Source organism: Thermosynechococcus sp. HN-54 (genome assembly GCF_023650955.1).
Classification (GTDB): domain Bacteria; phylum Cyanobacteriota; class Cyanobacteriia; order Thermosynechococcales; family Thermosynechococcaceae; genus Thermosynechococcus.
This window is the reverse complement of record NZ_CP098039.1, coordinates 643,291-657,606: the sequence shown is the minus strand read 5'-3', so window position 1 is coordinate 657,606 and position 14,316 is coordinate 643,291. Positions and strand designations below refer to the sequence as shown.

The window sequence follows — 14,316 nt, the reverse complement described above, 5'->3', positions numbered from 1 at the left end:
TAGCTACTTAGTCACGATACCACGCTCCCGCGCCGGCCGCATATATGAACATTGATGAAACTGCTGCGGTGAGCATACAGAAAGGCTCTGAAGGGTAGCCCTGAATTCACATCCCCTTGGCTACTAGGAGTTTCGGCATGCTTGGCTAGCGGCCGATCCAAGCAGATGTGCGTGTTGGTTGTCTCTTAGATGTTTCCATTGAGTCACCTTCCCCATGAAGAGGAAGGAGTAGCCTCACAGTAGCCGCTTCCGCAGCGGGTTGCAAGCCCCTGTTCCGAGGGATTCCTTTTCGAGGAGGGCAAAAGTTTTTCTCTGGGACATTAAAAAATCCTCAAACGCGCTCCCTGAGAGACGCCGAGGGATTCAACGAAAGAATCAGGGTTGGCGGCAAGTTGGCAGATCCCTCGGAAGCAAGACCCAAATGTTCCAATTCGTATAGCGAGTACAAAAAACTGTTAAATATTACAAAAGATTTTTTATTTTCCTCCCACTGCATATCCCAACTCACTACGCTGGATAAAACATTAGCTGCGATCGCTACAGACACACTGTAGGGGCTTGCAGTGGACTCAATTGTTTTAGGGAGCATTGCCCATGTACTACGAACGCAAGCTTTTTGCCCTCCTCCATGACCCCTACCTGAAGGCGCTGTACACCAACAAGGCGCTGAAAGGCGCATGGCAGCAGGTCTCTTGCTTGAATCAACATGCCCAAGACTTGCAAAATTGGTGGAATCATCACAGTGGTGTCACGGCAGACCATATTGCTTCGGCGAGCGATCGCCTGAGCTTTCAGCGCGGCATGAGCACCCCCCCACAACCACTGTCAACACGACCCAAGTGGAAATTTGCCACTCGATTACTGGTGCCAAAAGTCATCTCAATTTTGTCTTTGCCGGCAGTCTCAGTGACGAGAATTTGACTGCAATTGAGCAGCAGGCCATCTGGAACGACATTCGCCAAGAAACCGATGCTGAAAAGGTCTTTTGGTGGTTTTGGCGGTTTTACGGCGAAGCCATTGCTGCCGATCAGCGTATTAAAGGTCAGGCGGCCTACGCCAAAGATGTCTTGCTCTTGCCCGCAGATACGCGCATTCCCGACTGCCCCCTCGAAGCCCACACCTCCATTACCGCTGCCCTTGCCGGCACCCTCTTTCCCCGAAACGCTAGCAATGGCGATCGACCGCAGCACCCATGGCTGTTGATGTTTTCCTTTTCACCGGTGCAGGAATTCATTAAATCCTCACGCAAGCTGCTGGACTTTTGGTCAGGTTCCTATCTCCTCCACTACTTAAGTGCCAAGGCTTGCTGGTTTCTTGCCGAGCGCTATGGCCCCGATGTTGTGATTACCCCCAATCTCTACAACCAAACCATCATTGATGCGTTTCTGCTGCAAAAATACCCAGATTTTGAACCCTACTTTGAAGCATTTGGCCTTCCCAAACCGGTTGAGGCCGAAGGGCAACCGTCCCCTAGCTTGGTGACCGCGGGTTTTCCCAACGTCATTACAGCCCTCATTCCTGCGGCAGACAAAGACACCATTGGCCAAGAGCTGCAAGACCATCTGCGGCAAACATGGCTCAACCTTGGCAAAAATGTGCGCGAAGCCATCAAAACCAAAGTGCGGAGTTACTATGAGGACTCCAAGTGGCTGGCTCACATTCAAGAGTGGATTCAAGAGCAATTTCCTGCTGAAACCCAAGAGGAGTTAGAGAAAGAATTTCTGAGCTGGCAGCAAGGCGGACGCTGGGAGTGGAATGCCCTTTGGCAAGCCCAACTGGAAAACTTTTGGGAAAGCTACTGGATTACCTTGCCCCTTGGGGATCCCGAAAAATCCCTCACCTGTGACCGTCGAGCATCCACCTACTCAACTTGGAAAACCGCCCAAACCACCTTAGCAAAAGCCGAGGATCCCCTGCCTACTCAGGTTGAGGAAACGGTGTATTCCACAATTAACGTGGGTACATGGTGGCCACTGCTGCAACAACGCCTTGGTTCGGCTCTCTCCGCCGTGAAAAATACTCGCAACTGGCAGTTTCCCGCTTCCCCAGGGGAGCGCTCCTCGATTTCTGGAGCCTACAGCGCACTGCACCCGAATCTGCTGTACCGTGATCCTTTTCGGGAGGGGCATGGTCTGCCCGCGAGTTCCCTGCGCCTCTTTTGGTATGTCATGGGTCAAGCCTTTCCGGGGCTATTTAATGGCAGCGAACGCTTGAATGCCATTGAAGTGACCAAGCGGATGGCATGGAAGCATGGGGGTCTAGCCGAGTCCCTTGGAGTTGAGTGCCCTGAGGAAGACTATGAGAACTTGGTGCGCTTTCCCAATGCCAGCAGTATTGCTGCCGCTCGCTTTATGGTCACGTCTCCTGATCAGGTGCAGCAGTATTGGCGAGAATTGGATCGAGTATTTGCTGATGATCTGGATTTACAGCCCTATCGCAAGCGCTTTGGCAGCACCACTCGCCGCCCCAGCCAGATTCCCCAAGTAGATGCCAACCTAGGGGATTACAACGGTGTCATGTTCTCGGCCAAGTGGTTGGCAGAGGCCTTGGGTCTTGAACGTAAACAGGAGTTGGCCGCACTGCGCAGTGCAGTGAATTGGGCACAAAAACGCTTGGGTTGGGGCGATCGCTCCCCTGGGGACTGGTGGTGCATCCTCTTGGCCGATGGCGATGGCATGGGCAACTACGTCCGCGGTCATAACCTTAAGAAGTATCGCGAGTATGTTGCGACGAACATTATTCAAGACATTAAGCAAGGAAAAAGCTACATCCAAAACCCTCAGCAGTGGCAACAACTGATCAACGACACCCCCAAACGCATGGGGCCTGCCACCCACGTGGGACTCAATCGTGCCCTGTTGGATTTCTCGAATCGCTTGGTGCCCTACCTTGTCGAACAACGTCACTGTGGCCGCGTCGTCTATAGCGGTGGCGATGATGTCATGGCTGTCTTGCCCATTGAGGATGCCCTCTCGCTGATTCATGTCCTACGCCAAGCGTGGTGTGGCGGCACCGATCCAGAGGGGGAGTTTGAACCCCACGGCGACTACTGGCAAACAGTTCAGGGCAGTACAGCGGCTCATGTTTTGGGCATGCGTCGCCTCTTTACGATGGGGCAAGGGGCAACCATGAGTATGGGTGTGGTCATTGCCTACAGGAGCGTGCCTCTGCCCACGGTCCTAGAAAACCTCTGGCAAGCCGAAAAGGAACGGGCAAAGAAACTCCCCGGTAAAGATGGCCTCTGCTTCCGGGTGCTCTATGGTTCTGGCAATGTCCTTGAAGCAGTTTTGAAAGGTGAGCTGCTAGCGGCTTGGCGAGAATTACTTGCGCAAGCCAATGACGATGTGAGTCCGCTACTGCACCGACTCGTGGCAGAGTTGCCCCAACACTGTTGGTTGAGCAAAGAGCGGGTTATTGAGAAAGCGATCGCCAGCATTGCCAATCGCCGCGAAAAAGACATCCCTTTAGAACTGATTGAGCAGCTTTGTCAGTGTTGCAATCAATGGGAAGACTGGGCACTCCAGCATGAAGGTCAGCAAGGAACTGATCTGCAAGACCTCCTCAACCTCTTGCGGCTCATGGCCTTCTTCATTGATAAACGCTTTCCACCCCAAAGGAGTAATTAATGATGGCGCATAAATTACATGAATTAAATTGGTATCGCCTTGACCCCCTAGACGTGCTCCTCTTTCGTGACTCCCGACCCTTTCAACCGGGGGAAGGCTCGTGGGCCAAAAGTCTCTTTCCGCCCTTGCCAATTACGGTCTTTCAAGCCTTACGCTCCCTGTGTGATCCCTACACCGAACGCGAGCAAAATCTGGAGTTTCTTGGGCCTTTCCTCATTGATGCCAAAAATCAGGTCTGGGTGGACACGCCCAAGGATTTGGTGTGCATTGGCAACAAGAGCAATGAGGAGGCCGACATCAATGATCGGGCTGACCTCAGTAAAGTCAAGGGCTTTGCTCGCACTCAACCCGCTGCTACCGACGACCCTGCTTGGCAATATCTCCGCCATCCGTTGCCGGGAAAGTTACGCCCTATTGTGGAACCGACACTCAGGGAGAATGAGCAAACCCAAGGCCGACCGGCTCCCCTCATGCGCTTGGATGCTCTTGTTCTCTATCTCCAAGGAAAACTGGATCAACTGAATGCCCAAGAACACTTCCATGATTTGCCGTGGTCAACCCAAGTCCTCCCCCATATCAAAATGCAAGCTGAGAGTCGCACTGTGGAAGAGGAAGCGGGCTACTTTACCGAGGTGGCCAACCGATTGCATCCGGGCTGGGGCTTTGTGGCCGGCATCAGTGTTGCCAATCTAGAGGGAGTCGTGCGCATTGGCGGTGAGGGGCATCAGGCACAGGTGCATGCCCTCAAGAAGCATCCCTTTGAAAACCTAGAGCAGTTTCAAGGCACGGGTCAAGAAACCCTCGCCTACGTGCTGACTCCCGGTTTGGCGCCCGTGGTGGCCGACGCGCCGCTTTATGGACTGTATCCCTATGACTGGCAAGAGTGTCTGCTGGGTGTCGTGGGCGATCGCCCCCTCCTCGCCGGTGGCCTTAGTACCTTTACTCGTCGCAGTGGGCAACCCCAACTGGGCTATTCAGCACAGCGTGCCTATGTCCGGCCGGGAACTGTCTATCGCTTTGATCAGCCGCCCTCTCCCCAGCCCCAACAACTCCTCGGCGGTGTAGCCGCCAAAGCTCGCAGTACGTTTGAAAAACTTCACTACGGCCAATTGCTCTGGGGCACTGCATAACCCCCCAAACACCAAGGGATAAATAGGTGAGTACCGATACACATTGACCTCAAAGAGACTGGATGATCAACAATGTTTAACCTTGCCTACCTCTACCTTCTCTCCCCCCTGCACACGGGTGGCACCACCCAAGAGGGCAACCTTCTCGGCATTGCGCGGGAATCCCACACAGAATTGCCCTACATTCCCTCCAGCACGATTCGGGGTCGCTTGCGTGCCAGTACCCCCGAGAAAAGCCGCAACCGCCTTTGGGGCAACACCATTGAAGATGTCATGGGCGGCGAAAACACCAACCTTACCCAAGGGCAAGTGTGGGTCGGTGATGGCTCACTCCTGTGGGTACCGGTTCCCTCCCTCAGCCATGGCGTGATCTGGATTAGCTGCCCCATGCTGCTGCATCGTTGGCAACGCCTCACTGGCCAATCCTTGGGTTCAGTGGCTCCCTACAGCACCAGTTTAGGCAACAGCAAAGCTGTCTATCTCAAAGACGCGATCCTCAAAGGCGATCAGCTCAAGCCTTGGGGCAACTGGCAACAGTGGATTCCGATCCACGAGCAAACCCAAATTCAACAGGTCTTGGTTCTACCCGATCAGCACTGCAAAACCCTCATTGAAACGAGCCTCTGGCGACAGGTCAAGGTGAAACTCGATCAACATAAAACCGTTGAAGGGGGTTTTCGCTACGAGGAAGCCATTCCCCCCGATACATTGATGTACTTTCCCTGGGGAACAGTTGCCCAACTCAATGGTGCCGCAGAAAAGGCAAAAAGCGATCTTCTAGATGTTTTCGATAGCCACCCCATTCTCCAAATTGGCGGTCAAGAAAGCCTTGGTCGCGGCTTTGTCCGACTTGTCACTCTTGGGAGTTAGTTATGGCCTTTGATCCACGCACAATGGCACAGCCAGTCTATAAAGCCCTGAGCGAACTACGGCATCGCACCGCAGATGACACTCGGCTGCGGGAGCAAAAAAGCCAAGCCGTTGAACTCTACACCTACTTGGCTACGTGGGGACTAATGCGCCTAAAAGCGGAAGAAGCCGCCCTCAGTCAAGAGGGGAAGAAAGATGTTGTCAAAGCTTTTTTCCGTGCTCTTGAGGACACGGCAGGTATTCAGAATTTGGCCAGTGACAAAGGCTTGGAAACCCTCAAGACCCTTGACACAGAGTGCTACCTTGGCCTCACCGGCTTGGGGCTACAAATTGCCCGTGAATTTAGCTTCTGGACAACTGCCCTTTACGTTGGCATTGGAAATGCAGACTAGGAGTCGTACAACATGACAAATCATCCTGCCTTACAGCGACCTCAAGCTCATAAAGCCACACAGCGCCCCAACTCAGGCAACGCTAGCAATAGCGGTAGTGGTAAAGGTGGCAGAGGAAATAGTGGTGGTTCGAACAATCCACCTCGTCCTTCGCCATGGCTAGGACATCCCCTTGATCCAAATCCCAACCCCCATTGCAGTGCAGGGTTTGTCGAGTATCTTCGCTGGATGCGATCGCCCGCTAGCCCTGCCAAAGATGGTACAAAAGTGGAACTAGTAACAACGGCAGAGCAGGGCGACTACAGCCAACGCTTGCAGGTCTTAACAGAGCGCACCCGCCAAATTGCTGGCGAAGGCAACTATTTTGAAGTCACCTGCCCATGGCGCATCCGCGTTGGGGGCCATCGTGGCCCTGAAAGTATTCTTCTGCCTGCCTTTGATAATCTAGGCATTCCCTATATTCCCTCTAGTACCTTGCGGGGCGTCGCTCGTGCCCAAGCCATTCGGGAAGTGATGGAAAATAAAGGCTTGTCTTGGCCTGAAGCGGATAGACTGGTTGGTCAGCTTTACTTTGGCTATCTCGATAGCAGCGACCCTAGCGAAAAAGCTGGCAAAATTATTTTCCTTGATGCCTACCCCTTGCCTGAACAGACGAATGGGGGGTTAGCAGTGGACATGGCCAACAACCTTTGGTCATGGGATAATGGCAACCTCAAGTACGCTGCCAACCCAAACGTGTTCTTTTCCCTCCGCGGAGTCTCATTTCTCATCGGTATTAAACCCACCAATCATTGCTCTCCTGAAATGCTGCATCAGGTCAAGCGGTGGCTGATTCGCGGCCTGACCCAAGGGATTGGTTCTCAAGTGAATGCAGGCTATGGGGTTTTAGTCGAACCCCAAAAACAGGTGGGGCATGGTTTCTTTAGCGTGGATTTTACAGTTCGAGGGCAGCTCATCCACGGTCGCCAAAAGTGGACGCCTACGTCATGGCAATGGAACGCCAGAAATCAAGCGTGGCAGATGCGTGGTCAACCAGAGGCCGAGGTGCGAGCCACCGCCTTTAAGTCACTACTGCGATACTGGTTTCGTGCCTTTGCGGGGGGGGTGTTGCCCACAGCAGAAGTCCAACGCCTTGAAGGATTGATTTTCGGCGCAATTCAGCCGCAACCCAAACATGGCTACCTGCGGGTACGAGTGATTAGTGGGAAGGTGACCCAACCTGAGGCACGCCCTAATCAGCAAGGTAGAAACGATCCCTGTGGAGAAGAACAGGGGACACTGGTATTAGACTATTCTGCTGAAGTTCCTGATGACCACAAGGAAACGGTAGCAGAGCTGGCAAGACACTTGACGTGGCTCATGTTTCACTTGGGTGGCATTGGCCAAGGGGCACGTCGTCCTTGCTACTCTCGTAAAACCCGTAACCAAGCACCATGGTGGCGTGGCTCTGATCTAATTCCTGAAAACAAGGATCCCTTTTGGGAACTCCCCGACAATGCCAAGGAATTCAAGCAAAAATTTCAACAGCGCCTTCAAAGGTTTTATCAAGCTTTAGAGCACTTTGGTCATTACCAGATCAACCCGGCTCAACCATTATCCATTGGCACTGTAACTTCTGACCAATGGGCAGAAGCAATTGATGCAAACTGCCGTATCGTCGTTTGCAGTGGTCACTCTAGAGGAGAAAAGCCCTATGGTCTTGCCCTTCTTCACGACCCTAGCCTTAAGGTGAATGGTAATTACGACCGAAATCTCTGCGGTTCTACCGGCAAGCCCTCTCCCGTTTGGGTGGCTGACTTAGGCAACTACCAAGTCATCACAATTTTTGGCGTTACCAAAGATCCGCGACTCAAGTTTCTAAAACTATTAAACAACAGTGGGGGGTGTTTGCAATTATTTCCTTTCAAGTCTCCTTGAATGACTGAAGTGACTGATTCTTCATCAACCTTGAAGAAGTGTCCAAAAGATAATGGCCGACTACTACCAAATTCTGGGCTTGCAACCGCGGGCTTCCAAAGAGCAGATCAAAGCCGCCTATCGCCGCCTCTGCCAAGAGTGCCACCCTGATAAATTGCCCCCTGAGACCCCCAAAAAGGCGCGGCAAATCGTCGAGGAGCACTTCAAGCAAATCAACGAAGCCTATGCCTACCTCATGGAGCAGGGCGATCGCCTGCCCCCACCCACCCAACCAGCAACAGATGTTAGAACTGCCCGCTCCATTTTCGATCCCGCTCGTATGGAAGCCGTAGCTCGGAAACTGGAGACAGAGCGGCAGGCCATTCAACGGCAGTATCAACAATCAATCAATGCTATTGACCAACAACAGCGGCAAAAGCTAGCTTGCCACGGCCTCAAGATTGACGATTTAGATACAGTCGATCCAGCAACAAAATGGGGCAACGTTATTCAGGGGGGGATTCTCTTGTTGGTTGGCCTATTGGTAGGGAGTGTAGGCGGTCTTTTTGGCTTTCTGGGATACCTGTGGGCTTTCTTCTGCTTTTGGGGAACCTTGGGGGCAATGCTGACAAAAACAGTGAGTCCCCGAAAATACAAGATTCTCTGTGAAATTAAAAAGGAAACTGAAGCAGCAAAGGCTGCTGCTGCGCAGAAAAAAGAACAACGATTACAGGAGCAATCTAGTTACATTCGTCGTCGCATTGACTATTTCAAAACTCTACCCTTGGAAATGCTTTCAGAATCCTTTGTTCAAAATTTAAGTGATGAAGATCAGTTTTTCCTGCTCTTAGCCATCAAAGAAACAGAGGATGATCAGCAGTGGGCGCGCACAGTTGAAGCTGGTGTAGAGATTGCTGCGGCAGCGGGTGTGGTTCTACTTCTGTCGCAACTCTTTCTGGGTGGGCCATTCTAATCTGAGCGCGATCGAGAAAAACAGGAAGGGAGGAACTATCGCCTCCCTATTAGGAAGAGTTTTACTGAAACGCATTCTACCCCTACCCTTAGCGAAATAAAATGTGATAGCATAACTAGTCTGGCATTATACATAGTGTTTACCTATGCCCAAAGTTCTGGTTTCCGATCCCATTGAACAGGTGGGGCTTGATTTGCTTGCCCAAGTGGCACAAGTTGATGTCAAAATTGGCCTCTCCGAGGAAGAACTGATCAAAATCATTCCCGAGTACGATGCCCTGATGATTCGATCGGGAACCAAGGTCACGAAGGCCGTCATTGAAGCCGCCAACCAACTGAAAATTATCGGTCGGGCTGGGGTTGGTGTAGATAACGTTGATGTGCCTGCTGCCACCCGCAAAGGGATCATGGTTGTCAATTCGCCGGAAGGCAACACCATTGCTGCTGCGGAGCATACCTTGGCGATGATGCTCTCCCTTGCCCGCCATATTCCGGATGCAAATGCGGCGGTTAAGGCCGGTCAATGGGATCGCAAACGCTTTACGGGCGTAGAGGTTTACAAGAAAACCTTGGGCATTATTGGCCTAGGGAAAATTGGCTCCCACGTGGCTACCGTTGCCCGTGCCATGGGCATGAAACTTCTGGCTTACGATCCCTATCTGTCAACGGAACGGGCTGAACAACTGGGCTGCCGCCTCGTGGAGTTGGATGTTCTTTTTGCGGAGTCCGACTTTATTACCCTGCACTTGCCAAAAACCCCGGAAACCCAGCATCTGATCAACGCCAAAACCATTGCCAAGATGAAGCCGACAGCCCGCATCATTAACTGTGCGCGGGGAGGCATTATTGACGAAGCAGCTTTGGTAGAAGCGCTCAAAGCAGGCAAATTGGCTGGGGCTGCTTTAGATGTTTTTGAGCATGAACCCCTAGAAGCTGATTCTCCTCTGCGTGACCTTGGCATGGAAGTTGTCTTGACACCTCATTTGGGCGCTTCAACGGAGGAAGCACAAGTTAACGTTGCCATTGATGTGGCGGAGCAAATTCGTGATGTGCTCTTGGGGTTACCGGCGCGATCGGCGGTGAATATTCCGGGTCTGCGTCCGGAGGTTCTTGAGAAACTGGCGCCCTACATGCAGTTGGCAGAAACCCTCGGTAACTTGGTGGGGCAGTTGGCAGGCGGTCGGGTTGAGTCTCTGGAAGTGCGTCTGCAAGGGGAACTGGCCACCAATGACAGTCAACCCATTGTGATTGCTGCGCTGAAGGGCTTGCTCTCCCCAGCGTTGCGAGAGCGGGTCAACTATGTGAATGCTGGCCTAGAAGCCAAGGAACGGGGAATTCGCGTTGTCGAAACACGGGATGAATCGCAGCGGGATTATGCGGGGTCGCTGACGCTGATTGCTAAAAGTCCCTCGGAAACTCGCTCTGTCTCTGGTGCATTGCTGGCTCACCGTGAATTGCGCATCACCAGTATTGATGACTTTCCCATTAGTGTGGCGCCAACTCGTTATATGTTGCTGACGCTGCACCGCGATATGCCGGGCATCATTGGTAAGATTGGCACCCAGTTGGGCAGTTTCAACGTCAACATTGCGAGTATGCAGGTGGGACGCAAGATGGTGCGCGGTAATGCGGTGATGGTGATTAGTTTGGACGATCCGCTGCCTGAAGGCCTTTTGGAGGAAATCCTGAAGGTTCCGGGTATTCGGGATGCCTATATTGTGAATCTGTAGGCACGGTTGTGGTACAGCGTTGGTGGGAAATTACCGTCACTTGTCAAGCTGAGGCGGAAGAGCTGGTCTATTGGCGCCTTCAATCCTTTGGCTGTCAAGGCACGGCAACCCAGCAACAGCAGGGGCGCGTGTTGATTCAAGGGTATGTGCCGCAGCAGCAGGTCACCCTACTCGATATTGCCGCTCTGGGGGTTTGGATTGAGCAGGATGTAGTCGCCCAAGGCTATCTGTCGCCAAAACTGCATTGGCAATTGGTCAATGAGCAGGATTGGGCCCACAGTTGGCAAGCCTATTGGCATCCGATCCCGGTGGGCGATCGCCTGCTGATTTGCCCGGCTTGGGAAACCCCGCCGCTGGATAACACCCGCATAGTGATTAACCTCGATCCGGGGATGGCCTTTGGCACCGGCACCCACGAAACCACCCAGCTTTGCCTTGAGGCTCTAGAGATGCAACTGGATCAGACCTTTGAGCCGCTGCCGCCCACGGTGATTGCGGATATTGGTTGTGGCAGTGGCATTTTGGCGATCGCCAGCCTCTTGCTAGGGGCACAAAAAGCCTATGCTGTGGATACCTCTGATTTGGCGGTCACTGCAACCCAACGCAATGCTGAACTCAATGGCATTAAAGCTGGACAGCTGATTGTGCGGCAAGGAAGTTGGGAGCAAGTCCTCGAATTGGTGGATGGTGTGGTGTGTAACATTTTGGCACCCGTGATTATTGAGATGCTGCCCCACTTGCCGGCAATTGTGAAACCCAAAGGTTGGGGCATCTTTAGTGGCATTCTTTTAGATCAAGCGGATCGCGTAGCGGCGCAATTGGAACGGCAGGGTTGGAGCTTGGGCAGTGTCTGGCGACGGCAGGAGTGGTGTTGTCTCAATGCTCGCTTTGACGGTCTGCCAAATTAGAGCCATTTAGCTTTTCACCTTAGCTGCAGGGCGTGCCAAAGCATAGGAGGCCATGAGTTCCTGGTAGCAGGCCTCTAGGCGATCCAAGTTGTGACTGAGGCTATAGTGCTCAAGCACCCGTTTGCGGGCTTTGTCTCCCAAGAGGCGAATCATTTCCGGGTGCTGATAAAAAATGGGCAGCAGCGTTTGCAACTGAGTTTTCACGTACTGGGGATTCAAGACAATCCCTGCGCCGGTGAGCACTTCACCATCGGCACCGACATCGGTGGCCAAGCAGGCCAAGCCACAGGCCATTGCCTCTAGGAGCGACAGGGATAACCCCTCAATTTGCGAGGGCAAAATGAACACATCACAGCCCCGTAAAATTTGCAGCCGTTCTTGGTCATTGACGATCGAGCCAAGCCAGAGAATATTTTGATCGGGCCCATAGTTGGCCATCAGGGACGGCATCAGGGCACCACCGCCCACCATCAGTAACTTACAATCAGCGGGCATTTCCGCCGCACACCACGAGCGCAGCAGCGCCTCAACGTTTTTTTCAATGGCCATCCGCCCTTGATAGACATAGAGATAGCGCGCCTTAAAGTCCTCTTTGGCCGTCGAAGGTCCCGGTGCATACTTGCGAGTATCAACCCCATTGGGAATGACCCGCAGAGTCTCCGCCCCTACTCCAAGCCGCATCAGCAGTTCCTTTTGGGATTGAGAAAAGACAATCACGCGGTCATAGCGAGCCAAAAAGGGCGCATAGAGCTGGTAAGTCATCAAGGCGGTGCCGGCAGTGAGGGTACGATACTTTTCGCTATAGGCCGGATGAAACGTGGCAACAAGGGGAATGTTTAACTCTTCACAGATGTCGGGAAGAAAGAAATCGAGGGGGGAGAGGGTCAATGAAGCATGGACAATATCGGGTTTCAGCTTCTTGAGGGATTCAACCAGAACTTTGTTGGCTCGCAGGGAGGGCAGGGTATAAACCTGCGATTTATAGAGGCAGGGCAGGGTGACATCAGGGGTGCCACCTTCACTGGGGCGTTCCTGTTCATCTTCTTGAGCAAAGTGCAAAAAGCTCACCTGATAACCACGATCCAGTAGCCCATTGGTAATCTCACGACTATAGGTGACATTGCCGCAGGGGGGAGATTTTTTGCCAAGCCATGCGATGTGTAGAGCCACGATTATTGATTCCTTTTTATACGTTATTTATAGAGCAGCGGTACCCACTTGATCAATGATGCGAATGGGGCCATTGACATCACCGCTGAGAAACTGCCGCAGGTAGGGATTATCGGTCGTGCGGGCTTCGGTATGGGTGCCCTGCCAACAAATGCGACCTTGGTAGAGGAGAATTAGGCGATCGCCTGTGCGTTCAATTGTGCTGTTTTGGTGGGTGACGACAACGTAGGCGTGCCCCGTCTTCTCCCGTAATTCGCGAATCAAATCCTCAATCACTGTTGAGGCAATGGGATCTAGCCCTGCCGTTGGCTCATCGTAAAGCAGGAGATAGGGATCATCATCGGGGTCTTCCGGATTATCGACAATGGCGCGGGCAAAGCTGACTCGCTTGCGCATCCCCCCGGACAACTGCGCTGGATAGAGGTCTTCCATGCCAGAGAGGCCGACCATCGCCAGTTTTTCACTAACAATTTCGCGAATCCGTGCCTCCGGCAAATGGGTGTGTTGGTACAAATAAAAGCCAACATTTTCAGCAACCGTGAGGGAATCAAAGAGGGCAGATTGCTGAAAGACCATGCTCATGCGCAACCGGCACAGGCCATCTTGGCGCAACCCTTGACGCCGTTCACCAGCCACATAAACTTCGCCTTTATCGGGAGCGAGTAACCCAGCAATAATCCGCAGAATCGTTGACTTGCCTGTGCCAGAGGGTCCCAGAATCACAAGGGCATCTTGGGGATAGATGACTAAATCCACATCATTGAGGACATGCTTATTGCCAAAGGCTTTGCAGACACCGCGCAGTTCTACCAGTGGTTCGGTCATCTGACGCATTCCTTAGCCAAGGGCTTCTAATTGCAGGTCTTCGATCGCTTGCAGTCCCCGTGCATCCCCCAGCTTAAAGAGGGCTGCTTTGGCATCTTCTTGGACACCCATATCACTGTCCCGCAGGGCAGCAATCAGTTGATCAATGGCTTGCGTGTAAAGAGGCCCAAGGGGAATTTTGCGACAGGCATGACCCAACGCCCAAGCGCAGTTACTACGCACAGCAGCGATCGCATCCTGAGCCAAGGCAAGGGCAAGGGCAGGAATGGCAACGGTAGCCGCCTCTTCACTGGCTTCAGCCACTTGGCCCAAGGAGCTGGCGGCCCACAGGCGCACGGCAGAAATATCCGTTTGCAGGGCACGAATCAAAGGATCAAGGGTGCGCCGATAAATTTCTGGTAAGGGAAAGCGGACGCCACAGTTACCCAAGGCCCAAACAATGCCTTTGCGGACATAGCCATTCCAGTCCCGCTCCAATTGCTGAATGAGGGCATCCACCGCTGCCAAACTGGGGTTACGGCCAAGGGCATAGGCCGCACTGACACGGACAAGGGGACAGGGTTCTTGCAGGAGATTGATGAGATAGGGTGTGGCGCGTTCATCCTGCAGTTCACAAAAAGCACGAGCCGCCAACATCCGCTCCGTGACGTCGGCGGAGGTCAGCAGGGGTAACATGGCTTCGGGATCGGGGCGATCGCTCCCCTCACTCGGCAGCGCCGCTAGTGCATCCTCTGAGGTGTCAAGAAGGGGGAAGTCGTTGTCATCCATACTGTTTAATCTACAGGATGCTTGAAATC

The 14,316-nt window shown here is 53.0% G+C and carries 12 protein-coding genes; 9 read left to right on the top strand and 3 right to left on the bottom strand.

The genetic code is table 11. The features are described from left to right. Positions 1-594: 594 nt before the first annotated feature. The 9 genes from NBE99_RS03175 to prmA all read left to right on the top strand — a co-directional run bounded on the left by NBE99_RS03175 (position 595) and on the right by prmA (position 11,524). Positions 595-921 (top strand): hypothetical protein, encoded by a 327-nt coding sequence (locus tag NBE99_RS03175; protein ID WP_250683057.1) that lies wholly within the window; start codon positions 595-597, stop codon positions 919-921. After that, positions 840-3,626 carry a type III-B CRISPR-associated protein Cas10/Cmr2 gene (gene cas10, locus NBE99_RS03170; RefSeq protein ID WP_250683056.1) on the top strand — a complete coding sequence of 929 codons (2,787 nt, stop codon included), beginning with the start codon at positions 840-842 and terminating at the stop codon, positions 3,624-3,626. The genes NBE99_RS03175 and cas10 overlap by 82 nt, the downstream gene beginning before the upstream one ends. After that, positions 3,626-4,756 (top strand): type III-B CRISPR module-associated protein Cmr3, encoded by a 1,131-nt coding sequence (locus tag NBE99_RS03165; protein ID WP_250683055.1) that lies wholly within the window; start codon positions 3,626-3,628, stop codon positions 4,754-4,756. Before cas10 ends, NBE99_RS03165 begins: the two co-directional genes overlap by 1 nt. Before the next feature lie 72 nt (positions 4,757-4,828). Beyond that, positions 4,829-5,626 carry a type III-B CRISPR module RAMP protein Cmr4 gene (gene cmr4 / locus NBE99_RS03160; protein ID WP_250683054.1) on the top strand — a complete coding sequence of 266 codons (798 nt, stop codon included), beginning with the start codon at positions 4,829-4,831 and terminating at the stop codon, positions 5,624-5,626. A gap of 2 nt (positions 5,627-5,628) precedes the next feature. After that, positions 5,629-6,018: a hypothetical protein gene (locus NBE99_RS03155; RefSeq protein ID WP_250683053.1), complete on the top strand. Its 390-nt coding sequence runs from the start codon at positions 5,629-5,631 to the stop codon at positions 6,016-6,018. A gap of 12 nt (positions 6,019-6,030) precedes the next feature. Continuing rightward, a complete protein-coding gene (locus NBE99_RS03150) occupies positions 6,031-7,935 on the top strand; it encodes an RAMP superfamily CRISPR-associated protein (RefSeq protein ID WP_250683052.1) in 1,905 nt (634 codons plus the stop codon). A gap of 52 nt (positions 7,936-7,987) precedes the next feature. Continuing rightward, the gene (locus tag NBE99_RS13415; RefSeq protein ID WP_250683051.1) at positions 7,988-8,887 is read left to right on the top strand and encodes a DnaJ domain-containing protein; all 900 of its coding nucleotides are present in this window, start codon (positions 7,988-7,990) and stop codon (positions 8,885-8,887) included. Between the two features lie 145 nt (positions 8,888-9,032). Next, a complete protein-coding gene (gene serA, locus NBE99_RS03140; protein WP_250683050.1) occupies positions 9,033-10,616 on the top strand; it encodes a phosphoglycerate dehydrogenase in 1,584 nt (527 codons plus the stop codon). 8 nt (positions 10,617-10,624) lie between these two features. Next, positions 10,625-11,524 (top strand): 50S ribosomal protein L11 methyltransferase, encoded by a 900-nt coding sequence (gene prmA, locus NBE99_RS03135; RefSeq protein ID WP_250683049.1) that lies wholly within the window; start codon positions 10,625-10,627, stop codon positions 11,522-11,524. A 6-nt stretch (positions 11,525-11,530) separates the two neighbouring features. On the opposite strand, the gene NBE99_RS03130 is transcribed toward prmA, so the two are convergent. The 3 genes from NBE99_RS03130 to NBE99_RS03120 are packed head-to-tail and all read right to left on the bottom strand — an operon-like array spanning position 11,531 to position 14,287. After that, positions 11,531-12,694, bottom strand: coding sequence for a glycosyltransferase family 4 protein (locus tag NBE99_RS03130; protein WP_250683048.1), 1,164 nt, complete (start codon positions 12,692-12,694; stop codon positions 11,531-11,533). 27 nt (positions 12,695-12,721) lie between these two features. Beyond that, on the bottom strand, positions 12,722-13,519 hold the full coding sequence (locus NBE99_RS03125) for an ABC transporter ATP-binding protein (RefSeq protein ID WP_315897284.1): 798 nt from the start codon (positions 13,517-13,519) through the stop codon (positions 12,722-12,724). A 12-nt stretch (positions 13,520-13,531) separates the two neighbouring features. After that, on the bottom strand, positions 13,532-14,287 hold the full coding sequence (locus NBE99_RS03120) for a HEAT repeat domain-containing protein (RefSeq protein WP_250683046.1): 756 nt from the start codon (positions 14,285-14,287) through the stop codon (positions 13,532-13,534). Positions 14,288-14,316 lie beyond the last annotated feature (29 nt).

Coding starts and splice junctions, on each gene's coding strand:
- NBE99_RS03150 (WP_250683052.1), top strand. CDS start 6,031: ATGACAAATCATCCTGCCTTACAGCGACCTCAAGCTCATAAAGCCACA.
- NBE99_RS03165 (WP_250683055.1), top strand. CDS start 3,626: ATGATGGCGCATAAATTACATGAATTAAATTGGTATCGCCTTGACCCC.
- NBE99_RS03125 (WP_315897284.1), bottom strand. CDS start 13,519: ATGACCGAACCACTGGTAGAACTGCGCGGTGTCTGCAAAGCCTTTGGC.
- NBE99_RS03155 (WP_250683053.1), top strand. CDS start 5,629: ATGGCCTTTGATCCACGCACAATGGCACAGCCAGTCTATAAAGCCCTG.
- NBE99_RS13415 (WP_250683051.1), top strand. CDS start 7,988: ATGGCCGACTACTACCAAATTCTGGGCTTGCAACCGCGGGCTTCCAAA.
- NBE99_RS03120 (WP_250683046.1), bottom strand. CDS start 14,287: ATGGATGACAACGACTTCCCCCTTCTTGACACCTCAGAGGATGCACTA.
- cmr4 (WP_250683054.1), top strand. CDS start 4,829: ATGTTTAACCTTGCCTACCTCTACCTTCTCTCCCCCCTGCACACGGGT.
- NBE99_RS03175 (WP_250683057.1), top strand. CDS start 595: ATGTACTACGAACGCAAGCTTTTTGCCCTCCTCCATGACCCCTACCTG.
- serA (WP_250683050.1), top strand. CDS start 9,033: ATGCCCAAAGTTCTGGTTTCCGATCCCATTGAACAGGTGGGGCTTGAT.